The sequence below is a fragment of the Pseudomonas oryzihabitans genome, from assembly GCF_006384975.1.
Classification (GTDB): domain Bacteria; phylum Pseudomonadota; class Gammaproteobacteria; order Pseudomonadales; family Pseudomonadaceae; genus Chryseomonas; species Chryseomonas psychrotolerans_B.
Genome location: NZ_CP021645.1, coordinates 3,862,830 through 3,884,794, shown reverse-complemented (window position 1 = coordinate 3,884,794; position 21,965 = coordinate 3,862,830). Strand labels below are relative to the sequence as shown.

The 21,965-nt window shown below is 67.9% G+C and carries 17 protein-coding genes; 3 read left to right on the top strand and 14 right to left on the bottom strand.

Annotated elements, in window-relative coordinates; translation table 11 throughout:
- Positions 1–2: 2 nt before the first annotated feature.
- From CCZ28_RS17455 to glcD, 5 genes are read right to left on the bottom strand one after another with little or no spacing between them, the layout of a single operon-like run.
- Positions 3–2,177: a malate synthase G gene (locus tag CCZ28_RS17455; protein WP_140220038.1), complete on the bottom strand. Its 2,175-nt coding sequence runs from the start codon at positions 2,175–2,177 to the stop codon at positions 3–5.
- Between the two features lie 33 nt (positions 2,178–2,210).
- Positions 2,211–2,615 carry a heme-binding protein gene (locus tag CCZ28_RS17450; RefSeq protein WP_058760429.1) on the bottom strand — a complete coding sequence of 135 codons (405 nt, stop codon included), beginning with the start codon at positions 2,613–2,615 and terminating at the stop codon, positions 2,211–2,213.
- A 13-nt stretch (positions 2,616–2,628) separates the two neighbouring features.
- Complete coding sequence (gene glcF / locus CCZ28_RS17445; RefSeq protein ID WP_140220036.1) at positions 2,629–3,861, bottom strand: glycolate oxidase subunit GlcF; 1,233 nt, start codon at positions 3,859–3,861, stop codon at positions 2,629–2,631.
- 12 nt (positions 3,862–3,873) lie between these two features.
- Positions 3,874–4,920, bottom strand: a complete 1,047-nt coding sequence (gene glcE / locus CCZ28_RS17440; protein ID WP_140220034.1) for a glycolate oxidase subunit GlcE — start codon at positions 4,918–4,920, stop codon at positions 3,874–3,876.
- A complete protein-coding gene (gene glcD, locus CCZ28_RS17435; RefSeq protein ID WP_140220032.1) occupies positions 4,920–6,419 on the bottom strand; it encodes a glycolate oxidase subunit GlcD in 1,500 nt (499 codons plus the stop codon). Before glcD ends, glcE begins: the two co-directional genes overlap by 1 nt.
- Before the next feature lie 207 nt (positions 6,420–6,626).
- Here glcD and glcC point away from each other — a divergent pair, with 207 nt between their 5' ends.
- Entirely contained in the window at positions 6,627–7,394 is a 768-nt protein-coding gene (gene glcC, locus CCZ28_RS17430) for a transcriptional regulator GlcC (protein WP_140220030.1), read from the top strand.
- A gap of 146 nt (positions 7,395–7,540) precedes the next feature.
- A complete protein-coding gene (locus CCZ28_RS17425) occupies positions 7,541–8,905 on the top strand; it encodes a hemolysin family protein (RefSeq protein ID WP_140220028.1) in 1,365 nt (454 codons plus the stop codon).
- Positions 8,906–8,920: 15 nt separating this feature from the next.
- Here the strand turns inward: CCZ28_RS17425 and CCZ28_RS17420 are convergent, their stop codons facing one another.
- Complete coding sequence (locus CCZ28_RS17420; RefSeq protein WP_140220025.1) at positions 8,921–10,816, bottom strand: sensor domain-containing diguanylate cyclase; 1,896 nt, start codon at positions 10,814–10,816, stop codon at positions 8,921–8,923.
- A gap of 187 nt (positions 10,817–11,003) precedes the next feature.
- A complete protein-coding gene (locus tag CCZ28_RS17415) occupies positions 11,004–11,888 on the bottom strand; it encodes a M23 family metallopeptidase (RefSeq protein WP_140220023.1) in 885 nt (294 codons plus the stop codon).
- A 349-nt stretch (positions 11,889–12,237) separates the two neighbouring features.
- On the opposite strand from CCZ28_RS17415, the gene CCZ28_RS17410 reads away from it, so the two are divergent.
- A complete protein-coding gene (locus CCZ28_RS17410) occupies positions 12,238–13,041 on the top strand; it encodes an AraC family transcriptional regulator (RefSeq protein WP_140220021.1) in 804 nt (267 codons plus the stop codon).
- 186 nt (positions 13,042–13,227) lie between these two features.
- Here CCZ28_RS17410 and CCZ28_RS17405 read toward each other — a convergent pair whose 3' ends face one another.
- The 7 genes from CCZ28_RS17405 to CCZ28_RS17375 form a co-directional block, all read right to left on the bottom strand.
- Positions 13,228–14,127, bottom strand: a complete 900-nt coding sequence (locus CCZ28_RS17405; RefSeq protein WP_140220019.1) for a peptidoglycan DD-metalloendopeptidase family protein — start codon at positions 14,125–14,127, stop codon at positions 13,228–13,230.
- A 77-nt stretch (positions 14,128–14,204) separates the two neighbouring features.
- A complete protein-coding gene (locus tag CCZ28_RS17400; protein ID WP_140220017.1) occupies positions 14,205–15,125 on the bottom strand; it encodes a response regulator in 921 nt (306 codons plus the stop codon).
- Between the two features lie 72 nt (positions 15,126–15,197).
- Entirely contained in the window at positions 15,198–15,923 is a 726-nt protein-coding gene (gene phoU, locus CCZ28_RS17395) for a phosphate signaling complex protein PhoU (RefSeq protein WP_140220015.1), read from the bottom strand.
- A 58-nt stretch (positions 15,924–15,981) separates the two neighbouring features.
- Positions 15,982–16,809, bottom strand: a complete 828-nt coding sequence (pstB, locus tag CCZ28_RS17390; RefSeq protein ID WP_140220012.1) for a phosphate ABC transporter ATP-binding protein PstB — start codon at positions 16,807–16,809, stop codon at positions 15,982–15,984.
- Positions 16,810–16,831: 22 nt separating this feature from the next.
- Entirely contained in the window at positions 16,832–18,544 is a 1,713-nt protein-coding gene (pstA, locus tag CCZ28_RS17385) for a phosphate ABC transporter permease PstA (RefSeq protein WP_140220010.1), read from the bottom strand.
- Positions 18,531–20,816, bottom strand: a complete 2,286-nt coding sequence (locus CCZ28_RS17380) for an ABC transporter permease subunit (RefSeq protein ID WP_167509251.1) — start codon at positions 20,814–20,816, stop codon at positions 18,531–18,533. The genes pstA and CCZ28_RS17380 overlap by 14 nt, the downstream gene beginning before the upstream one ends.
- 94 nt (positions 20,817–20,910) lie before the next feature.
- Positions 20,911–21,882: a PstS family phosphate ABC transporter substrate-binding protein gene (locus tag CCZ28_RS17375; protein WP_140220008.1), complete on the bottom strand. Its 972-nt coding sequence runs from the start codon at positions 21,880–21,882 to the stop codon at positions 20,911–20,913.
- Positions 21,883–21,965 lie beyond the last annotated feature (83 nt).

The window sequence follows — 21,965 nt, the reverse complement described above, 5'->3', positions numbered from 1 at the left end:
ACCTAGACCCCCGCCTTCTTCTTCAGGCGCCAGGCGTGCAGCAGCGGTTCGGTGTAGCCGCTGGGCTGTTCGCGGCCCTTGAAGATGAGGTCGCGGGCGGCGCGGTAGGCGTAGGAGCTATCGAAGTGGCCGGCCATGGGCTCGTAGAGGGCGTCGCCGGCATTCTGGCCGTCCACCACCTTGGCCATGCGCTGCAGCGTCTCGTCCACCTGTTCGGCGCTGACCACGCCGTGGTGCAGCCAGTTGGCGATGTGCTGGCTGGAGATACGCAGGGTGGCGCGGTCTTCCATCAGGCCGACGTCGTGGATGTCGGGCACCTTGGAGCAGCCCACGCCCTGGTCGACCCAGCGCACCACGTAGCCGAGGATGCCCTGGCAGTTGTTGTCCAGCTCCTGCTGGATGGCCTCAGCGGACCAGTCCGGCGACTCGGCTACCGGCACGCTGAGCAGGCCGGCGAGCAAGTCGCCACGGGCGGCATCGACGTCGCTGCGTTCCAGCTCCTGCTGTACCTGCTGGACGTTGACCTGGTGGTAATGCAGGGCGTGCAGCACGGCGGCGGTGGGCGACGGTACCCAGGCGGTGTTGGCGCCGGCCTTGGGATGGCCGATCTTCTGCTCCAGCATGGCGGCCATCAGGTCGGGCATGGCCCACATGCCCTTGCCGATCTGCGCCTTGCCGCGCAGCCCACAGGCCAGGCCCACCAGCACGTTGTTGCGCTCGTAGGCGGTGATCCACTTGGAGGTCTTCATGTCGCCCTTGCGCAGCATGGGACCGGCCAGCATGGCGGTGTGCATCTCGTCGCCGGTACGGTCGAGGAAGCCGGTGTTGATGAAGGCCACCCGCGCCGCGGCGGCATGGATGCAGGCCTTGAGGTTGACGCTGGTGCGGCGCTCCTCGTCCATGATGCCCAGCTTGACGGTGTTGGCCGGCAGCCCCAGCAGGGCCTCGACGCGGTCGAACAACTGGACGGCGAAGGCCACCTCGGCCGGACCATGCATCTTGGGTTTGACGACGTACACCGAGCCACTGCGGGAATTGCCCTGGCGCTTGAGATCGTGCATCGCGATGGTCACGGTGACCACGGCATCGAGGATGCCCTCGGGAATCTCGCGCCCGTCTTCCAGCAGCACCGCCGGATTGGTCATCAAATGGCCGACGTTGCGGATGAACAGCAGCGAACGCCCGTGCAGGGTCAGCGGCTGGCCATTGGCGCCCTGGTACTCGCGGTCGGGGTTGAGCCGACGGATGAAGGTCTCACCGCCCTTGCTGACTTCCTCGGCCAGGTCGCCCTTCATCAGACCCAGCCAGTTGCGATAGGCCAGCACCTTGTCGGCGGCGTCCACCGCGGCGATGGAGTCTTCCAGGTCCATGATGGTGCTGACCGCAGCCTCCATCAGCAGATCCTTGACCCCGGCGGCGTCGGTCTTGCCGATGGCGCTGTCGCGGTCGATCTGGATCTCCAGGTGCAGGCCGTTATGGCGCAGCAGCACGGCCGAGGGCGCGGCGGCATCGCCCTGGTAGCCGACGAAGGCGGCCGGATCGGCCAGTTCGCTGGTACCGCTCTTGAGGTCCACCACCAGGCGACCGTCCTGCACCCGGTAGGCGGTGGCGTCCTGGTGCGACCCACCGGCCAGGGGTGCCACGCCATCCAGCACCTGGCGGGCGAAGGCCACCACCTTGGCGCCACGGGCGGGGTTGTAGCCCTTGCCGCGCTCGGCGCCGTCGGTCTCGGGCAGGGCGTCGGTGCCGTAGAGGGCATCGTACAGCGAACCCCAGCGGGCATTGGCGGCGTTCAGGGCGTAGCGGGCGTTGAGCACCGGCACCACCAGTTGCGGACCGGCCTGCTCGGCGATCTCGCGGTCGACGCCGGAGGTCGAGGCCTGCACCTGGCCTGGGACCGGCTGCAGATAGCCGATGCGTTCCAGGAAGCTCTGGTAGGCGGCCAGGTCGGTCACCGGGCCGGGATGGGCGCTGTGCCAGTTGTCCAGTTCCACCTGCAGGCGATCACGCTCGGCCAGCAGTTCGCGATTGCGCGGCGCCAGCTCGTGCACCAGCTGGTCCACGCCCGACCAGAAGGCGGCGGTGTCGAGCCCGGTGCCGGGCAGCACTTCCTCGTCGATGAAGCGCTGCAGCTCGGTGGCCACCTGCAGGCGGCCCAGGGTAGTACGGTCGGTCATGATGGCTTTCCTTAGTAGTGTGAAGCTGTGAATTCAGTTGAGGGCCGCGATAGCTGCTTTCGCGACTTGCGCATCTTCCGGCGCCTTGACGCCCGAGACGCCGACGGCGCCCACCACCTGGCCGTCCACCAGGATGGGCACCCCGCCTTCGAGCATGCCCTGCATCAGCGGCGCGCTGAGAAAGGCGGTGCGGCCATTGTTGATCATCTCTTCCAGCGCCTTGGACTCCTTGCGCGCCAGGGCGGCGCTGCGGGCCTTCTCCGGGGCGATGTAGGCGCTGTTGGGCGCGGCGCCGTCGAGGCGCAACAGGGCCAGCGGATGACCGCCGTCGTCGGCCACGGCGATGCACACGGCCCAGCCCTGGCGCTCGGCTTCGGCGCGGCCGGCGGCCAGCAGGGTGTCGATCTCGGCGAGGGTGAGCACGGCTTTGGTCTTCATGGGGCCTCCAGGGTCAGGCGGGGGTCGGGGCGGCCAGGGCCGCGTCGAGGATTTCGATCCAGTGGCGCACCGGGGTACGCCCGGCGCCGTCGAGATGGCTCTGGCAGCCGATGTTGGCGGTGGCGATCACCTCCGGCCGGCCGCTCTCCAGGGCTTCGAGCTTGGCGTCGCGCAACCGGCGCGACAAGTCCGGCTGGGTCAGCGAATAGGTACCGGCCGAACCGCAGCAGAGATGGCCGTCCGGTACCGGCGCCAGCGGAAAACCGAGGCGCTGCAAGACGCCTTCCACGGCACCGCCCAGGCGCTGGGCGTGCTGCAGGGTGCAGGGGCAGTGGAAGGCCAGCCGCGGGGTGTTGGTCAGGCGCAATTCTTCCAGCGGCAGCTCACGCAGCACCTCCACCAAATCGCGGGTGCGCGCCGAGACTGCCCGCGCCTTGGCGGCATAGGCCGGATCGTCCTTGAGCAGGCTGGCGTATTCCTTGACGAAGGCGCCGCAGCCGCTGGCGGTCTGGATGATGGCTTCGGCGCCGGCCTGCAGCGCCGGCCACCAGGCGTCGATGTTGCGCCGGGCGCGGTCGAGACCGGCCTCCTGGGCGTTGAGGTGGTAATCCACCGCGCCGCAGCAACCGGCGCGGGGGGCGGCCTCCAGGCTGATGCCCAGGCGATCCAGCACCCGCGCGGCGGCGGCATTGGTATTGGGCGACAGTCCCGGCTGCACGCAGCCTTCGAGGATCAGCATGCGTCGGGCATGGCGCGGCGCCGGCCGTACGCCAGGGGCGGCGATGCGCGCCGGCAACTTGGCCTGGACACTGGCCGGCAGCAGCGGCTTCAGCGCCTGGCCGCTTTTCAGCAGGGCACCGAACAGCCGCGGCTGCGGCAGCACCTGGCGCAGGCCGGCGCGAAGCAGGCGCTGGCCAAGCGGCCGCGGCACCCGGCGCTCCACCTCGGCGCGGCCGACATCGAGCAATTCGTGGTAGGACACGCCCGAGGGACAGGTGGTCTCGCAGTTGCGACAGGTCAGGCAGCGGTCGAGGTGCTCGCGGGTCTTCTCGCTGACCTCGCCGCCTTCGAGCATGCCCTTGATCAGGTAGATGCGCCCGCGCGGACCGTCCAGCTCGTCGCCGAGCAGTTGGTAGGTCGGGCAGGTGGCATTGCAGAAGCCGCAGTGCACGCAGCTGCGCAGCACCCGCTCGGCGTCGGCGGCGCGGGGCAGTTCACGGGCGGCAGGACTCAGATTGGTTTGCATGACGTCTTTCCCCTACAGCCCGGCGTACAGCCGACCCGGATTGAAGATCCCCTGGGGGTCCAGGCGCGCCTTGAGGCGGCGGTGGTAGTCCAGCAGCGCGGCCGGCAGCGGATGCTGGGCCTCGCGCTCGGCATCCGGGGCATAGCAGAGCGCATGGCCACCGGCCCGCTCGGCGATCTCGCGCACGACCGTGGCCGGGGCATCGCTCTTGAGCCAGTACTGGGCGCCGCCCCAATCCAGCAAGCGGGTGCCGGGCAGGTCGAGCAAGGGGGTGTTGACCGGCACCGACAGCCGCCACAGGGGCGCGGGCCCTTCGAAGAAGGTCAGGCGCTGCTCATTGAGCTCGTCCCAGAAGCCTTCGCCCAGGGCTTCACCGCCCAGGCGATCGGCCGCCGAGCGCACCGACCCCTCGCCGCCTTCCAGGCGCAGGTGCAGGTGCTGGCCGTCATGGCAGGCGGCGGAAATCGGCAGGGCTTCACGGCCCCAGACGGCCAGCCGCTGCAGGGCGCGCTCGGCGTCCAGCTCCAGGCTCAGGCTCTGGGTGCAACGCGGCTTGGGCAGCACCTTGAAGGACACCTCGGTGATCACCCCCAGGCAGCCCTGGCTGCCGGCCAGCAGCCGGGAGACGTCGTAGCCGGCGACGTTCTTCATCACCTCGCCACCGAATCTCAGGTGCTCGCCGGTACCGGTGATCAGGCGGGTGCCCAGGACGAAATCGCGCAGGCTGCCGGCCCAGGGGCGCCGCGGACCGGAAAGGCCGCAGGCCAGGGTGCCGCCGACGGTGGCGCCCTCCCCCAGCCGGGGCGGTTCGCAGGGCAGCATCTGCCCCTGTTCGGCCAGGGCGGCGTTGAGTTCGGCCAGCGGCGTGCCGGTGCGCACCGTGGCCACCAGCTCGGTGGGGTCGTAGCGCACCAGACCACGGTGGCCGCTGACGTCCAGCGGCTCGCCGTCCACCGCGCGGCCCAGGTGGGCCTTGGTGTCGCCGCCGTGGATGCGCAGCGGCTGGCGGCGGACCAGGGCCTCGCGGACCTGGTCGAGGAGCAATTCCAGGCTATCCATCAGAAGCGCTCCAGTTCGGGGTGGGGCAACTGGCCGTGGTGCACGTGCAGGCCGCCGAATTCGGCGCAGCGATGCAGGGTCGGCACGTTCTTGCCAGGGTTGAGCAGGCCGGGGGCGTCGAAGGCCGCCTTCACCGCGTGGAAGAAGGTCAGCTCGCCCGGCTGGAACTGGGTGCACATGGCGTTGATCTTCTCGCGGCCGACGCCGTGTTCGCCGGTGATGGTGCCGCCCACCGCCACGCAGAGGTCGAGGATGCGCCCACCCAGGGCCTCGGCCTGCTCCAGTTCGCCGGGCCGATTGGCATCGAAGAGGATCAGCGGGTGCAGGTTGCCGTCGCCGGCATGGAAGACATTGCCCACCGCCAGGCCGTACTCCGCCGACAGCGCCTCGATGCCGCGCAGGACCTCGGGCAGGGCGCGGCGCGGAATGGTGCCGTCCATGCAGTAGTAGTCGGGCGACAGCCGCCCCACCGCGGGAAAGGCGTTCTTGCGCCCAGCCCAGAATTTCTGCCGCTCGGCTTCGTCGCGGGCCAGGCGGATCTCGGTGGCGCCGGCCGCGGCCAGCAGGGCGCTGACGCGCTCGATGTCGGCGGCCACGTCGGCCTCTACCCCGTCCAGTTCGCAGAGCAGGATGGCGGCGGCGTCCACCGGGTAGCCGGCGTGGATGAAGTCCTCGGCGGCTCTCAGGGTCAGGTTGTCCATCATCTCCAGGCCGCCGGGAATGATGCCGGCGGCGATGATGTCCGCCACTGCCGAGCCGGCGCGTTCGATGTCGGCGAAGCTGGCCATCACCACCCGGGCGCAGGGCGGCTTGGGCAGGAGCTTGACGGTCACCTCCACCACCACCCCGAGCAGGCCCTCGGAGCCGGTGAACAGCGCCAGCAGGTCGAAGCCGGGGCTGTCCAGCGCCGCGCTGCCCAGGGTCAGGCGCTCGCCTTCCAAGGTGACGATCTCCACCGCCAGCACGTTGTGCACGGTCAGCCCGTATTTCAGGCAGTGCACGCCACCGGCGTTCTCGGCCACGTTGCCGCCGATGGAGCAGGCGATCTGCGACGAGGGATCGGGGGCGTAGTAGAGGTCGTGGGGCGCGGCGGCCTGGGAGATGGCCAGGTTGCGTACCCCGGGCTGCACCCGGGCGCGGCGGCCATCGGGGTCCACTTCCAGAATGCGATTGAAGCGCGCCATCACCAGCAGCACGCCCTGCTCCAGCGGCAGGGCGCCACCGGACAGCCCGGTACCGGCGCCGCGTGCCACCAGGGGCACCTTGAGTTCGTGGCAGAGGCGCAGGGTCGCCTGTACCTGCTCCACCGTCTCCGGCAGGACCACCAGCAAGGGGGTGGTGCGGTAGGCCGCCAGGCCATCGCATTCGTAGGGTTTGAGGTCTTCCCTGGCGTGCAGCAGGCAGTGCTCGGGCAGCTCGGCGCGCAGGCGCTGCAGCAGCTGCGCCTTGTCCGGGCGGGGCAAGGCGCCGTCGAGACGTTCATCGTAGACCAGGCTCATCGGGTAACCGCCATTGTTGTTGTTCTGGCTGAAGAGGCTTCGTTGTACCCCGAGACTTGCCGGCGAGTCCATTGCCCAGACCACTGGTCATACCAGTTTTTGCAACTCTTCGACCAAAGGACTAGGCCGTCCCATGAGGCTTGACGGCCTCTTCTACCAGTGGCTCACTAGCCAAAAATCCCGTGGTCATACCAGCAGGAAGCCACCATGTCCGTCGCCACCGCCCGCCTTCCCGTCGCCGAGAACGTCAGCCAGCAGATCGAACGCCTGGTGGTGGACGGGGTGCTCAAGGTCGGCCAGCCGCTGCCCTCCGAGCGCCGCCTGTGCGACAAACTCGGCGTCTCCCGCACCGCCCTGCGCGAGGGCCTGGGCTTGCTGCGCGCCCGCGGCATCATCGAGACGCGCCACGGCCAGGGCAGCTTCGTCGCCCGCCTGGCCGCGCCGGCGGCGGAGAATCCTCTGCTGCACCTGTTCAGCAGCCAGCCACGCACCCTCTACGACCTGCTGGAAGTGCGCGCCCTGCTGGAAGGCGAAGCGGCGCGCCTGGCCGCGCTGCGCGCCACCACCGCCGATCTGGTGCTGATCGGTCGGCGCTATGACGAGCTCTGCGCCGCCGCTCAGGATTTGACCACCCTGTCCGCCGAGGCCCACGCCCGCCTCGATCACGCCTTCCACCTGGCGATCAGCGAGGCCTCGCACAACCCGGTGCTGGTGCACACCCTGCAATCGCTCAACGAACTGCTGCTGGGGTCGGTGTTCGCCTGCATCGCCAACCTCTACCATCGCCCGCCGCAGCGCCAGGAGATCGATGCCCAGCACGCCCGCCTCTATGCGGCCGTGAGCCAGCGCCTGCCCGACGAGGCGCACGCCGCCGCCCGCGAGCACATCCACAGCGTGAGGGACAATCTGCGCGAGATCGAACAGGAAGAGCAGCGCCTGGTACGGGCGACCATGCGTCTGGAGGGCTGGACTTAGATGAAAGGCAGCGAGTGCCAGGGCCCATGCCAGAGCGTCTGTCATGTCCCGCGCATGACCACCCGACCATCCGTCGGACGCAATATCTTGCAACTGCTCTGCCCCGCCCCCATGCTTAAGCGACCTTTTTCCAGCTCTCGGCCCTAATGGATCCTTCCACTAGTCTTTCCTCGACGTTGTTCGCCGATCTCGGCCTCATGTTCTTCGCTTTTTTCCTCGTGCTGCTCAACGGCTTCTTCGTCGCCGCCGAGTTCGCCATGGTCAAGCTGCGCGCCACCCGCGTGGAGGCCATCGCCAAGAAGCACGGTTGGCGCGGGCGCATCCTCAAGAAGGTGCACCACCAGCTCGACGCCTACCTCTCCGCCTGCCAGCTGGGTATCACCCTGGCCTCCCTGGGCCTCGGCTGGGTCGGTGAGCCGGCCTTCGCCGAGTTGCTGCAACCGCTGCTGGCCGCCGCCGGGGTCAAGAGTCCGGAGGTGATCCACGGCATCGCCTTCTTCACCGCTTTCTTCATCATCTCCTACCTGCACATCGTGGTCGGCGAGCTGGCACCCAAGTCCTGGGCCATCCGCAAGCCCGACCTGCTGTCGCTGTGGACGGCGGTGCCGCTGTACCTCTTCTACTGGCTGATGTACCCGGCCATCTGGCTGCTCAACGCCAGCGCCAACGGCATCCTGCGCATCGCCGGCCAGGGCGAGCCGGGCGCGCACCACGAGCACCACTACAGCCGTGACGAACTCAAGCTGATCCTGCACTCCAACCGCGCCACCGACCCGGACAGCCGCGTGCTGGCCTCGGCCGTGGAGCTGGGCGAACTGGAGGTGGTGGACTGGGCCAACTCCCGCGAAGACCTCATCTACCTGGACAGCAAGGCCAGCCTGGACGAGATCCTCACCCAGATTCGCCGCTCCAAGTACAGCCGCTATCCGGTCTACGACGAAGAGAGCGAGACCTTCACCGGGGTGCTGCATATCAAGGATCTGCTCCTGGCCATCGCCGGTCTGGACAGCGAAGCCGCCTCCTTCGACCTCGACGATTTGGTGCATCCGCTGGAGCGGGTGACCAAGCACATGCCACTGTCCGAGCTGCTGGAGCAGTTCCGCCGCGGTGGCGCGCACTTCGTGCTGGTGGAGGAAGCCGACCACAAGGTCATCGGCTTCCTGACCATGGAGGATGTGCTCGAGGTGCTGGTGGGCGACATCCAGGACGAACACCGCAAGACCGAACGTGGCGTGGTCGCCTACCAGCCGGGCAAGCTGCTGGTACGCGGCGATACCCCGCTGTTCAAGGTCGAGCGGCTACTCGGTATCGACCTGGACCACGTCGAGGCCGAGACCCTCGCCGGCCTGATCTACGACAGCCTGAAGCGCGTCCCCGAAGAGGAGACGGTGCTGGAGGCCGAGGGCCTGCGCATCATCGTCAAGAAGATGAAGGGCCCCAAGATCGTGCTGGCCAAGGTTATCAAGCTGGACCCCCAGGACAAGCGCCGGCGCCAGCCGGAACAGCGCTGACGGCGCGCGGTGGTCTCAGCCGCGGCTGCTCCACAGCCCGGGTAGACCATCGCTCAGGCAGACGCGATTTCGCCCGCTGCGCTTGGCCGTGTAGAGCGCCCGGTCGGCATCTTCCAGTAAGCCCAGGCCGTGATCGAGATTGCTCGGCACGGCTACGGCGATGCCGATACTGACCGAGAGCCGCAGCATGCCCTGCTCGCCTTGCAACTCCAGCGCCGCCACTTCCTGCCGGATACGCTCTGCCACCCCGTAGGCCGACAACGGATCGCTGCCGGGCAAGGCGATGACGAATTCCTCGCCGCCGTAGCGCGCCGCCGCCTCCCCCGCGCGCTGGGCATGCTGGCGCAGCACCTCGGCCACGCATCTCAGGCATTCGTCGCCCAGGGTATGGCCATGGGTGTCGTTGACCGCCTTGAAGTGGTCGATGTCCACCAGCAGCACCGCCAGCGGCGCTTCCGCCCGGGTGGCCCGGCGAATCTCCTGCTGGAAGACCCGTTCGAAATGCCGGCGATTGCTGAGCCCGGTCAGCGGATCGGTCTGGCTCTGGTGCAGCAGCTCGCGGTTCAGTCGCTCCAGAGCGGCCTTGGCCTGCTGCAACTCCACGGTGCGCAAGGCCACCCGCAGTTCCAGTTCGACGAACGAAGCCTCGCGCTCCCGCGCCAGCGCCGCGGAGGCTTCCAGCGCCTGGCGCTGCGCCTCGATCCGCTCGCGGCGTTGCAGGCTGAGCCCCTCGGTGAGCCCCAACGAGAGCATCACGAAGCCCAGGGCGAAGCCGATCAACTGGCCATAGTGCGCCGGGCTTGCCGCCGCCAGTACGCCAGTCAAGGCCAGCAGCTGCGCCAGGCTGCCCAGCAGCAGCAACCCCCAGGCAGCGCTGAACCACAGGGCCATGCGACTGCCACGCAGCGCCAGGTGCGCCGTGGTGCCGAGCAGGATCAGGCAACTCAGCGCCATCATGCCGAGCAAGCCCTGGAAGCTCAGCAGACTCGGCCAGACCAGGGCGATGACCAGGCCCAGCGACCAGTAACCGATCAGCAGACGGTTGCCGATATCGATCCAGCGCTCGCTGTGATAAAGACTCAGCAGATAGCGGACGAACAGCCCGGCGCTCAGGAAACACAGGGCGGCAAAGGCCAGATGGGCGCGCAAGGCGAAGCCCGGGCTGTCCGGCCAGAGCAGCCAGGCACCGTACCCGGTGGTCACCGCCTGGTAGCCGATGACGCTGAGCAGATAGAGGGCATACCAGCCGAAGCCCGAGCGGCGTCCGAAGCTCCACAGCGTGAGGGTCAGCAGCAGGATGGTGAACAGGCAGCCGAAGAAACTGCCGATCAGCCAGGCATCCCGCTGCGCTTCGGTCAGGTAGGCGGCAGGTGTCACCAGGCGCAGCGGCAGCACGAAGGTTTCGCGGGAATCCAGCCGGAGGTAGACCTCTTCCACGGCGCCAGCGGTGGGCGCCAGGGCGAACATCGCCTGGCGCCCCGGCAGTGCTCGTTCACTGGCCGGCAGGGCGATACCGCTCTGCTGCGGCGCGCTCCAGACACCGGCGGCGCTGCGGGTCCGCAACTCGAGGCGATCCAGCACCGGCCAACTGGGAATCAACCACCAGGCCTGGTCCTCGCGGGTCTGCACGCGAAAGCGCAGCCAGAGTCCCTGGCGGCCATCGTAGAACAGGGTTTCGAGGAGTCGGGGCTTATGCCAGCCCTGCGCCGAGTCGCTCGGCCGAGCGGCCGCTTCGGCGAAGCTCAGGCTGGCCGGTGCCTCGAGGATCTCCAGCACGGCGCGTGGATCGTAGGTGCGCGTTGGATCGTCGAGCGTCAGTATCTGGGCACCACAGGGACTGGCGACGAGCAGTGCCAACCACAATAGACCGCTGCGCCCGCAGGCACAGAGGACGGTTAAGAATCCATTCATGGGCATCGTCCACAGCTGATACGGCGGGAAGACAGCTGGTGATACAGCAGAGTTAGAGCCAAAAAACAGGTGATAGCATAACGCCACCGACCTGACTGCTGGCAATGAATTTCCGACCAGGACGACGCTTTTAGTGCCGGATTAGAGCCTTGACGCTCATAGGGGCAAGAACTGTCCGCAAGAGGACCTAACGGTCACCCAATGCCATGTTGGGCAGGGCCGCCAAAGGTCGGATGAAACGGAAGGGAATGGAGACCAGGTCGCCGCCCTCATAGGCCTGCACCACGAAGTGCAGGTGCGGCCCGGTACTGCGTCCGGTATTGCCCGACTCCGCCAGCAGCGTACCTACCTCGACCCGTTCACCAGGGCGTACCTTGACCGAACCCCGGCGCAGGTGCAGATAGGCACTCTGGCTGCCGTCCTCATGGGCGATGCGCACGAAGTTGCCGGATGGACTGGGACCATGGCCGAATTGACCGTTCTCCACATCGATCACCGTACCGGCGCGGGCAGCGGCGATGGGCGTGCCCTCGGGCATGGCGATGTCCACCGCATAGCGCCCCTTGGGCGTGTTGTGGCTGAAGTCGCCGCCGGCGCCCTGGGTCACGTAGTAGATACCCTGGCGCCAGGGCCAGGCATAGCCGTAGCCGATGCCGCCACCCGTAGCGTCCAGCGCGGTTTCAGCACCCGCTGGCAGGGTCCCGACCGGTAGCTGCGGGCTGTAGCTGAACGACTGGTCGAAGTGCATGGGAAAGCCCTGCTGCCGCTTGCGGATCACCGCCAGCTGCACCGTGGAGCGCGGCTCCACCACCTGGCGGATCGGCCGTTCGGCGCCGGCCACGTTGACGGTACGCTGCAGGCGCAGCTCCACGCGCACGGGGACGTCGAAATCGTTGCGCACCTCGAAGATGCGGCCTTCACTGGCCGTGCGTACCTTGAGCTTGACCTGCCCTTTGCGGGCGGTGCTCTTGGCGGCCTTGGTGAGGGTCGCGGTCTCGGCGGCCTGGAGGGCGGCGGGCGCGGCCAGGGCGAGGGTCAGGCAAGTGATCAGGGCGGTCAGGCGTCGGTCCATGGCATAGGGCCACCATGATGGGCAAGGACCGAACCTAACAAAGCCCCGGCTGGGCGGCGATGAGCAAAGCGCGGCTTTGTGAAGCCGCTGGCAAAGCATCGTCGCGAATAAAAAAGCGTGGCACTAAATCCCTGTGCCACGCTGCCACCGATCGGACGGTAGTTCAAATGCGATACCGGCTCTGCAGGCTTGGCAGCCAAGCGGCAGACGTTCTATGCGACACTCCCGGGAAAGACAGGTCCGCGACGTGCGCGAAGCCGTTCTCACGAGCACGCACGATGCTCCGGCCATAGTGCTGCAGGTTAGGCCCTTGCGCCTCGTCGATGCCCAACCGAAACGGACAGCCGTTATGCAGGAACAGACAATCGACCGGTACCGCACCCCGGTAGCGGGTCCGCCCGCCGCGTCAGCGTCCACCCCGCTGGTGTCCGTGCTCAATACCTTCGCCCATGGCCAGGTCTGGCCACCGCATGCCCACGCTCAGGCGCACCTGATGTACACCGTCAACGGCGTGCTGGAGGTCACCACCCAGGAAGGCGCCTGGTTCGTGCCACCCAAGCAGGCGATCTGGATTCCGCCGGGGATCGAGCATCAGGCACGCGCCAACGGCGAAGCCACCTTGCAGGTGGTGATGATCGAACTGCCACGTGGCCTGCCGGCACCGCAATCGGCCACTCGCATGGTGCTCATCTCGCCGCTGTTGCGGGAGTTGTTGCGCTGCCTGCGCCGGGGTAACCACGCCTATGGCGAGGCGGAGCTGGGCAGTCATGTCCGCGCCCTGATGCTCGCGGAGCTGGTCTTCCATGACGAGAGTGCGCTGCATCTGCCGGCGCTGGCCGACCGTCGGCTGCGCGCCATCCAGACCAGTCTGCATGCCGACCCCGCCGACGACACGGCCCTGGCGACCTGGGCGCAGCAGTTGCACCTCTGCTCGCGCAGCCTGGCCCGGCTGTTTCTCAAGGAAACCGGCACCAGTTTCTCTACCTGGCGCCAGCACACCCGGCTGATGCTGGCGCTGCCGCGCCTGGCCGCCGGCGAGCCGGTGATGCGGGTGGCCCTGGATCTGGGCTACGCCTCGCCATCGGCTTTCACCCGGATGTTCCGCCGGGTGCTGGGGGTGTCACCCAGCGAATACCTCGACGCCCAGGGCTGAAACTAGGCAAGGGTCAGAGCCTGCTCAAAGGCTCGCGAGCTAGAGCCAAACAAGGCCTAGGCGGCCCCACGAAAAGCCCTGAGGAAGCGGATCGGACCCGCGCCCGGGTTTACAGATGGTAAATGAGCATTCCGAAGGGCTTTTCAACGCCGTTTGGCCGACGCGCAGCAGCCTTTGAACAGGCTCTCAGGGGCCGCCGACGGCGAAGTTCGGCAGGCTGTCCACCGCCTGGGCGAAGCGGAAGGGAATGGATTCGACGGCCTCGCCGGTATTGCGCTGGACCACGAAGTGCAGGTGCGGACCGGTGCTGCGTCCGGTGTTGCCCGACGCTGCCAGGGCCTGGCCGGTGCGGACCCATTGGCCTTCGGTGACCTTGATCGAGCCCCGTTGCAGGTGCAGGTAGACGCTCATGGTGCCGTCGTCGTGGAGGATGCGCACGAAGTTGCCGGAGGGATGATTGCCGCGCCCGTCCTGGTCGTTTTCCACCTCCACCACCTGGCCGCTGCGGGAGACCACGATGGGCGTGCCCTCGGGCATGGCGATGTCCACTGCATAGCGGCTCTTGGGCGTGTTGTGGCTGAAGCCGCCGTTCGCGCCCTGGCTGACGCTGAAGGGCCCGCCCAGCCAGGGCAGCGGATAGGCGAAGCCGGACGCGAAGACCGGCGTGGCACTGCCCATCAGGGTGGTGAGCTGGGGCGTATAGCGCTGCGGCCGGCTCGGATCGGGAGCGATCAGGGTGGCCAGGCGCGTCAGGCTGCGCGCCGGCAGCACCTTGCGGATGGGCGCAGCGCCCACGCCGCTGACGTTCTGCAAGGCGGAGAGCCGCAGGGTGACGGTCACCGGCAGGAAGCTATCGTTGCGTACCTCCAGCACCGTGCCGCCAGCATAGTGCCGCGGCTGCAGCTTGACCCGCTGGTCCAGCCGTTCGATGGGATCGTCGCTGAAGGTCATCACCTTGGCGCCCTGGCGCGCTTTGTCGGTGTAGGTGACCACGCCATTGGCATCGACGTACTTGTAGATGGGCGCCGCCCCGACGGGACCCGCCAGGGCGAACGCAAGGACCAGCAGGTGACGAGCGAAGGGCATGGGCAGGGCGTCAGAAATCCGCGGTGGAGCGGATCCAAGCAGGCGGCGTGCCAGTCCCCTCATGGCCGTGCCTTGCCCTAGGCGCCCGGCACGTAGTGCCGCTGGGCGGTGCCCTTGGCGATCAGCCGCGACAGGTAGTCGAGCTTGGCCGGGTCGCGGTCGATGAAGCGGAAATTGACCTGCAGCCATTCGCTGGCCGGGGTGGGCTCCACCGCCGTGAGCGAATGCAGATAGCCATTGAGGCGGGCCACCTCGTTGCCCGCGTCGCCCTGCTCCAGGTCGAGCACGGCGGTTTCCAGCACCTGGGGCAAGGGATCGCCCCGGCGCACCACCAGCAGCGCCTCCTTGATGCTGATGGCCTTGATCAGGCAGGCCATGCTGGCGTCGGGCAGGCGCAGTTGGCCCTGGCCGAAGTTGGCGGAGGACTTGCTCTTGGTCGCCGCGGCCGGCGGCAGCGAGCCGGTGAGCAGCCCGGCACTGGAGCTAGCCGGCGCTGCAGCCGCAGCCGGGCTGGGCTGGACCACGTCGCTGCGGTTACCGGTGAGGGCGCCGAGGGAATCGTTGGCGAACCCGGTCGCCGGGCGCGGTTGGGCATTGGCCTGCAATTCGGCCAGCTTGCCGGTGCGTTGCAGAGCCTTCTTGACCTTGGCGGCGAGCTGCTCGTTGGAGAACGGCTTGCCCATGTAGTCGGACACCCCGGCCTGGATGGCCTGGACGACGTTTTCCTTGTCGCCCCGGCTGGTCACCATGATGAAGGGCACGCCCTGGTGGTCTGGCTGGGCACGGAACCAGCTCAGCAGTTCCAGACCGGTCATGCCGGGCATTTCCCAGTCGCAGAGGATGAGGTCGAAGCGCTGCTTGCCGAGCAGCGTCTGGGCGCGCCGGCCATCGGCAGCTTCGTCCACCGTCAGCCCGGGAAACAGGTTGCGCAGGCCCTTCTTGATCAAATCGCGGATGAAGGGCGCATCGTCCACTACCAGTACGTTCAGCTTGCTCATCGGTCACTCCATGCCAAGTCTTGCAGCATAGCAGGAGGCTCCGGGACACCACCCGGGGAGTGACCGGATGGATCATTCGCGCGACCGATTGACCTCTTCGGCCATGCGCTTCAGGCCCAGGTGGCGGACATCGGTGCCCTGGACCAGGTAGATGACCAGCTCGGCGATGTTGCGCGCGTGGTCGCCGACCCGCTCCAGGGAGCGCAGGACCCAGATGATGCTCAGCACCCGGGAGATGGAGCGCGGGTCTTCCATCATGTAGGTGGCCAGCTCGCGCAGGGCGGACTTGTACTCGCGGTCGATCAGCTTGTCGTATTGGGCCACCGACAGGGCCAGCTCGGCATCGAAGCGGGCGAAGGCGTCCAGGGACTGATGGACCATCTTGCGCACCTGTTCGCCGATGTGGCGCACCTCGACATAGCCGCGCGGGGCCTCGCCGTCCTCGGTCAGCTCGATGGCGCGGCGGGCGATCTTGGAGGCTTCGTCGCCGATGCGCTCGAGATCGATCACCGACTTGGAGATGCTGATGATCAGGCGCAGGTCGGACGCCGCCGGCTGGCGCCGGGCGAGGATGCGCAGGCATTCCTCGTCGATGCCGCGCTCCATGATGTCGATCTGGTCATCGATGGCCCGTACCTGGCGCGCCAGGCCGGCATCGGCGTCGATCACCGCGCGCACAGCGTCGCTGACCTGCTTTTCCACCAGACCGCCCATGGCCAGCAGGTGACTGCGGACCTCCTCCAGTTCGACGTTGTATTGCTGGGAGATGTGCTGCGTGTGACCGTCTTTGTTGATCATGCTGTCAGTCCTGCCTGAGAGGATCGAGTCGCCGGGTGGGGCACCGGCCTGCCTGGAGCTAGCCGTAACGGCCGGTGATGTAGTCTTCGGTCTGCCGCTTCGCCGGGTTGGTGAAGAGGGTATCGGTATCGCCATGCTCGACCAGTTGGCCCAGGTACATGAAGGCGGTGTAATCGGAGACCCGCGCCGCCTGTTGCATGTTGTGGGTGACGATAACGATGGTGTAGCGCTGTTTCAGTTCGTGGATCAGCTCTTCCACCTTGAGGGTGGAGATGGGGTCCAGCGCCGAGCAGGGTTCGTCGAGCAAGAGCACGTCGGGCTGCACGGCGATGGTGCGGGCGATCACCAGGCGCTGCTGCTGGCCACCGGAGAGGCCCAGGGCCGATTCGTGCAGGCGGTCCTTGACCTCGTCCCACAGCGCCGCGGCTTGCAGCGCCCATTCCACCGCCTCGTCGAGCACCCGCTTCTGCTTGATGCCCTGGATGCGCAGGCCGTAGACCACGTTCTCGTAGATGCTCTTGGGAAAGGGGTTGGGCTTCTGGAACACCATGCCCACCCGTCGCCGCAATTCGGCGATCTCGGTGCCGCGCGCATAGATGTTCTGGCCATCGAGCAGGATCTCGCCCTCGATGCGGCAGTCTTCCACGAGGTCGTTCAGGCGGTTGAAGCAACGCAGCAGGGTCGACTTGCCACAGCCGCTGGGGCCGATGAAGGCGGTGACCCGCTGGCGCGGGATCTCCAGGGCGATGTCCTGCAAGACCTGCTTCTTGCCGTAGAACAGATTGAGCCGCGGCACCGACAGCGCCACGCCACCTTCGCTCGCCGCGGGCGTGGCACTGGCCGCGTAGGCGGCGGCGGTTCTGAAGATGGAGGAATCGGAAGGCATGGGTTCTCCTCGGCCGCGGGCGCTAGTCTTCCAGCAGCCGATACTTTTCGCGCAGCCGGTTGCGCAGGAACACGGCGGACAGGTTCAGCCCGGCGATCACCAGCACCAGCAGCAGCGCGGTGGCGTAGACCAGCGGGCGGGCGGCTTCCACATTGGGACTCTGGAAGCCGACGTCGTAGATGTGGAAGCCCAGGTGCATGATCTTCTGCTCCAGGTGCAGATAGGGATAGTTACCGTCCAACGGCAGCGCCGGCGCCAGCTTGACCACCCCCACCAGCATCAGCGGCGCCACCTCGCCCGCGGCGCGGGCCACGGCGAGGATCAGCCCGGTCAGCATCGCCGGGCTGGCCAGCGGCAGTACCACCTTCCACAGGGTCTCGGCCTGGGTCGCGCCCAGTGCCAGGGAGCCCTCGCGAATGCTCCGGGGAATCCGCGCCAACCCTTCTTCGGTGGCGACGATCACCACCGGCATGGCGAGGATCGCCAGGGTCAGCGAGGCCCACAGCAGGCCCGGGGTGCCGAAGGTGGGCGTGGGCAGACTGGCGCGGAAGAACAGCTGGTCCAGGGAGCCGCCCAGCACATAGACGAAGAAACCGAGGCCGAAGACGCCGTAGACGATGGCCGGCACCCCGGCGAGGTTGTTGACCGCGATGCGGATGATGCGGGTCAACAGGCCTTGCCGGGCATATTCACGCAGGTAGATGGCGGCGATAACGCCGAAGGGGGTGACGATCACCGCCATCAGCAGGGTCATCATCACGGTGCCGAAGATGGCCGGGAAGACGCCGCCCTCGGTGTTGGCCTCGCGCGGATCGGCGCTGAGGAATTCCCACAGCTTGGTGCCATAGAAGCCGAGCTTGGCGCCCAGGCCCATGGCGTTGGGCTGATAGGCGCGTACGACGCGATCCAGATTCAGCTCCAGGGTGCGACCCTCGACGTCGCGCACCACCACGCTGTCGCGGCGGCGCTCCTGGCGCAGGCTGGCGAGTTGCTCTTCCAGCTCGCCGTAGCGTGCCTCCAGCTCGGCGCGGCGGCTGGCGAGATCGGCCTGGGCGGCGGCATCGAGGTGGCCGTCCAGTTGCAGGGCGCGGCCCTCCAGGCGCAGGCGCTCCAGGGCATGGTTGACGCTGCCGATGTCGTGCTTTTCCAGCCGTTCCAGGCGCTCGCTCAGGGCCTGGGTGCGTTGCAGCCGGCGCTGGAGTTCGGGCAAGGCCGCAGCGCCGGTGGCGATCTGCCGTCCGTCTTCGCGCACCGCCACGACATAGCCGTAGAAGTTGCCCCAGCCACGGCGCTCCAGCACCAGTACCTCGGCCGGGGTACGGCGATCCTGCAGCCAGTTGCCGATCAGCCAGACGAAGTCGCTGCCAGAGAGGTCGCGGTTGCCCACCTTGAACAGTTCGCGGGTCAGGGTCTCGCCAGCGCTCGTCGGCAGCGGCAGCCCGGCGCTGCGCAGCCGCTCCACGGGTACCGTTTCGGTTTGCACCACCTCACCCAGCACCAGCCGCTCCGGCAGGCCCGGCGGGGCATAGCGCGCCTGCACCACCTCGGCCGGCCAGAAGTACGCCAGGCCACGCACGGCGATGATGCCGATCAGCCCCAGGGTCATGAGCACGGCCAGGGTCACGGCGCCGGCGCTGAGCCAGATGCCGGGCGCGCCGCCCTGTAGCCAGCGGCCCAGGGAGCGCCGCTTGGCGGCGCCCTGCCCTTGCGGTGCCCGCACCTCAGAGCGCCGCATACTTTTTCCTCAGCCGCTGGCGGATCAGCTCGGCCAGGGTGTTCATCAGGAAGGTGAAGCTGAGCAGCACCAGGGCGGCCAGGAACAGCAACCGGTAATGGGTGCTGCCCACCTCGGACTCGGGCATTTCCACGGCGATGTTGGCCGCCAGGGTGCGCATGCCCTCGAACAGGTTGGCGTCCATGATCGGGGTGTTGCCGGTGGCCATGAGCACGATCATGGTTTCGCCCACGGCACGCCCCAGGCCGATCATCAGCGCCGAGAAGATGCCGGGGCTGGCGGTGAGCAGCACCACCCGCGTCAGCGTCTGCCAGGGCGTGGCGCCGAGCGCCAGCGAACCCAGAGTCAGGCTGCGCGGCACGCTGTAGAGGGCGTCCTCGGCGATGGAGAAGATGTTGGGGATGACGGCGAAGCCCATGGCCATGCCGACGATCAGGGCATTGCGCTGGTCGTAGGCGATGCCCAGTTCCTGGTTCAGCCAGAGACGCAGGTCGCCGGCGAACAGCAGGCTCTCCAGCCAGGGGCTGAGGCTGAGGGCCAGGGCGCTGGTCAGCAGGATCACCGGTAGCAGGAGCAGGCTTTCCCAGCCCTCCGGCACCCGCTCGCGCCAGGCCAGGGGCAGGCGCGCCCAGCCGAAGCCCGCCGCCAGGATGGCCAGCGGCAAGAGCAGCAACAGGCTGAACAGACCTGGCAGGTGGTTTTCCACGAAGGGCGCCAGGAACAGGCCGGCGAAGAAGCCGAGGATCACCGTGGGCAGCGCTTCCATCAGCTCGATCACCGGCTTGACCGTGCGCCTCATGCGCGGCGCCATGAAGTAGGCGGTATAGATGGCCGCGGCCACGGCCAGGGGCGCGGCGAACAGCATGGCGTAGAAGGCCGCCTTGAGGGTGCCGAAGGTCAGTGGGGCCAGGCTCAGCTTGGGTTCGAAATCGGTGGTCGTCGCGCTGGATTGCCAGACCCGCGCCGGTGCCTCGTAGTTTTCGTACCAGACCTTGTCCCACAGCGCCGACCAGGAGATCTCCGGGTGCGGATTGGTCAGGATGAAACCCTGCAACTGCCCACCCTGCTCCAGCAGCAGGCGATCGGCCCGCGGCGACAGGGCCAGTACGCCGGCGGCGGGGGCGATCCGCTCGCGCAACAGGGTGCGCCCCGCGGTGCTGTGAAAGACGCCGAGCCAACCTTGGCTGTCCAGCGCCAGGAAGCCCTTGCGGCGCTGCTCGGGGACGATCTGCACGATGGGCGCAGTGCCGAGCTGGAAGCTGCGGATGTGCCTCAGCACGGGCTCGCCATCCTGGCCGCGGACCAGGAACCACTGGGCGATGCCGCCCTTGGCGCTGCCCACCAGCAGGGACACGCCACCGAGCAACTGGGCGCTGGCGGTGACTTCGTCGTCGGCGGTGTCGAGCAACTTGTAGTGCCCGTTGAGGCTGCCGTCGTGCAGGTTGAAGACATCCGCCTGGGCACGGCCATTGAGGACGTAGAGCCACTGGCCACGGGGATCGAGGTAGAGCGCCTTGACCGCGGCGTTGAGCGGCGCGAGCGCGGTGACGATGCGCACCTTGGAAGCCGCGCCACCGCCCAGTGGCGCGGTGGGACGCGCCAGGCGCAGGGCCGTCACCCGCTTGCCCTGGGCGCCCGCCAGCACCAGCAGGTCATCGGTGCCGGCGATGGCTACCCGGTCCAGGGCGATCGCGGGGGCACCCAGGTCGAGGGGTTCGCGGCCATAGGGAAAATCGAGTTCGGGCGTGATCACCCGGCTGCCCTCGGGATAGCTGGACACATAGCGCTTGTGCGCCACCAGCACGCGGCCATCGGACAGGCCCAGGGCGATCAGGCTGCGCGGAGCGTCCTGGGCCTGGCTGGTGATCGATACCCCAGGCGGCAAGGGCAGTTGCTCACGCAACACGGGTTGGCCGTCGGCCAGGGTGAAGAAGGTCGCCTGGCCGCTGTCGGCCAGGTGCAGGGCGATGCGATTCTGCTCGTCGAGCCCCAGCAGCAAGGGCGCCCCGGCGCTGGCCAGCCAATCCGGCTGCGGCAGCGGCTGGCTTTCCAGGCTGGCGCCCCGTAGCAGCGGCAGCACCACATAGGCCAGGTAGAAGAAGATCAGGGTGATGGTGGCCAGGACGGCGAGCCCGCCCACCAGCACGGAGCCGCGCAAGAGCCGATCCTGCAGGGCCCGCCACCGGCGCCGCCGGCGCAATGCAGGCGTGTTGAAGTCCAGCCGGGCGGGGCCGCGAGGGTCGGGCATGGACGGGGGTACCGGGGATTTCATGGCGCAGAGCCTAATCACGTCTTATGACAGAAAGGTTACAGCGAATGGACAGCCGTGCGCGCCACGCCCGGAACGGGCGGCGGACGCGCGCCGATCAGTAGCCGAGGCTCTTGAGCGCCTGCTGCGCCACCGGCGCCGGCAGCGGCAGGTAGCCATCCTTGATCACCGCTTCCTGGCCGGTGCGGGACAGGATCAGCCGCAGGAATTCACCTTCCAGCGGATTGAGCGGACGATTGGGTGCCTTGTTCACATAGACATAGAGATAGCGCGCCAGGGGGTAGCGACCGGACAGGGTGTTCTCCTGGTTGTCGGCGACATAGTCGGTGGTGCCCGGCTTGGCCAGGGCCACGGTATGGACACTGGCGGTCTGGTAGCCGATGCCGGAATAACCGATGCCACCCAGCGACTGGCTGATGGCCTGGACCACCGAGGCCGAGCCGGGCTGCTCGTTGACGTTGGCGCGGAAATCGCCGTGGCACAGCGCCGCCTCCTTGAAGTAGCCATAGGTGCCCGACACCGAATTGCGGCCGAACAGCTGGATCGGCCGCTTGGCCCAGTCGCCGGTCAGGCCCAGGTCGCCCCAGGTCTTGAGTTCACGCGGACCACCGCAGAGGCGGGTGCTGGAGAACAGCGCATCGACCTGCTCCAGGGTGAGGTGCTGGATGGGGTTGTCCTTGTTCACGAAGATCGCCAGGGCGTCGATGGCCACCGGCACCGCCGTGGGGCGATAGCCGAAGCGCTGCTCGAAGGCCTGCACCTCGGCATCCTTCATCTTGCGGCTCATGGGGCCGATGCTGGCGGTGCCCTCGGTGAGCGCGGGCGGTGCCGTGGACGAGCCGGCCGCCTGGATCTGGATGTTGATATTGGGGTATTCGCGCTTGAAGCTCTCGGCCCACAGGGTGACCAGGTTGGCCAAGGTATCGGAGCCCACGCTCGACAGGTTGCCGGAGATCCCGCTCACCTTCTGGTACTGGGGAATGGCCGGGTCGACGTCCGCCGCCCGAGCGGTCGTGCCACCCAGCGCCAGGACGAGCGCCACCGCGGTCAGCGGGCCTTTGAGATGCATGCCGGATTCCTCGCGGGATGGAAAAGACGGGCCTGGGCCGGCGACGCGCAGGCGCGAGCTGGCACTCTAGGCGGGCATTGTGA

Excerpts from the sequence above, each read along its gene's own strand:
- glcE (WP_140220034.1), bottom strand. The coding sequence starts at position 4,920 with ATGGATAGCCTGGAATTGCTCCTCGACCAGGTCCGCGAGGCCCTGGTC.
- CCZ28_RS17455 (WP_140220038.1), bottom strand. The coding sequence starts at position 2,177 with ATGACCGACCGTACTACCCTGGGCCGCCTGCAGGTGGCCACCGAGCTG.
- glcC (WP_140220030.1), top strand. The coding sequence starts at position 6,627 with ATGTCCGTCGCCACCGCCCGCCTTCCCGTCGCCGAGAACGTCAGCCAG.
- glcD (WP_140220032.1), bottom strand. The coding sequence starts at position 6,419 with ATGAGCCTGGTCTACGATGAACGTCTCGACGGCGCCTTGCCCCGCCCG.
- CCZ28_RS17375 (WP_140220008.1), bottom strand. The coding sequence starts at position 21,882 with ATGCATCTCAAAGGCCCGCTGACCGCGGTGGCGCTCGTCCTGGCGCTG.
- CCZ28_RS17410 (WP_140220021.1), top strand. The coding sequence starts at position 12,238 with ATGCAGGAACAGACAATCGACCGGTACCGCACCCCGGTAGCGGGTCCG.
- CCZ28_RS17415 (WP_140220023.1), bottom strand. The coding sequence starts at position 11,888 with ATGGACCGACGCCTGACCGCCCTGATCACTTGCCTGACCCTCGCCCTG.
- CCZ28_RS17425 (WP_140220028.1), top strand. The coding sequence starts at position 7,541 with ATGGATCCTTCCACTAGTCTTTCCTCGACGTTGTTCGCCGATCTCGGC.
- CCZ28_RS17400 (WP_140220017.1), bottom strand. The coding sequence starts at position 15,125 with ATGAGCAAGCTGAACGTACTGGTAGTGGACGATGCGCCCTTCATCCGC.
- phoU (WP_140220015.1), bottom strand. The coding sequence starts at position 15,923 with ATGATCAACAAAGACGGTCACACGCAGCACATCTCCCAGCAATACAAC.
- CCZ28_RS17450 (WP_058760429.1), bottom strand. The coding sequence starts at position 2,615 with ATGAAGACCAAAGCCGTGCTCACCCTCGCCGAGATCGACACCCTGCTG.
- pstA (WP_140220010.1), bottom strand. The coding sequence starts at position 18,544 with ATGCGGCGCTCTGAGGTGCGGGCACCGCAAGGGCAGGGCGCCGCCAAG.
- CCZ28_RS17405 (WP_140220019.1), bottom strand. The coding sequence starts at position 14,127 with ATGCCCTTCGCTCGTCACCTGCTGGTCCTTGCGTTCGCCCTGGCGGGT.
- glcF (WP_140220036.1), bottom strand. The coding sequence starts at position 3,861 with ATGCAAACCAATCTGAGTCCTGCCGCCCGTGAACTGCCCCGCGCCGCC.
- pstB (WP_140220012.1), bottom strand. The coding sequence starts at position 16,809 with ATGCCTTCCGATTCCTCCATCTTCAGAACCGCCGCCGCCTACGCGGCC.
- CCZ28_RS17420 (WP_140220025.1), bottom strand. The coding sequence starts at position 10,816 with ATGAATGGATTCTTAACCGTCCTCTGTGCCTGCGGGCGCAGCGGTCTA.
- CCZ28_RS17380 (WP_167509251.1), bottom strand. The coding sequence starts at position 20,816 with ATGAAATCCCCGGTACCCCCGTCCATGCCCGACCCTCGCGGCCCCGCC.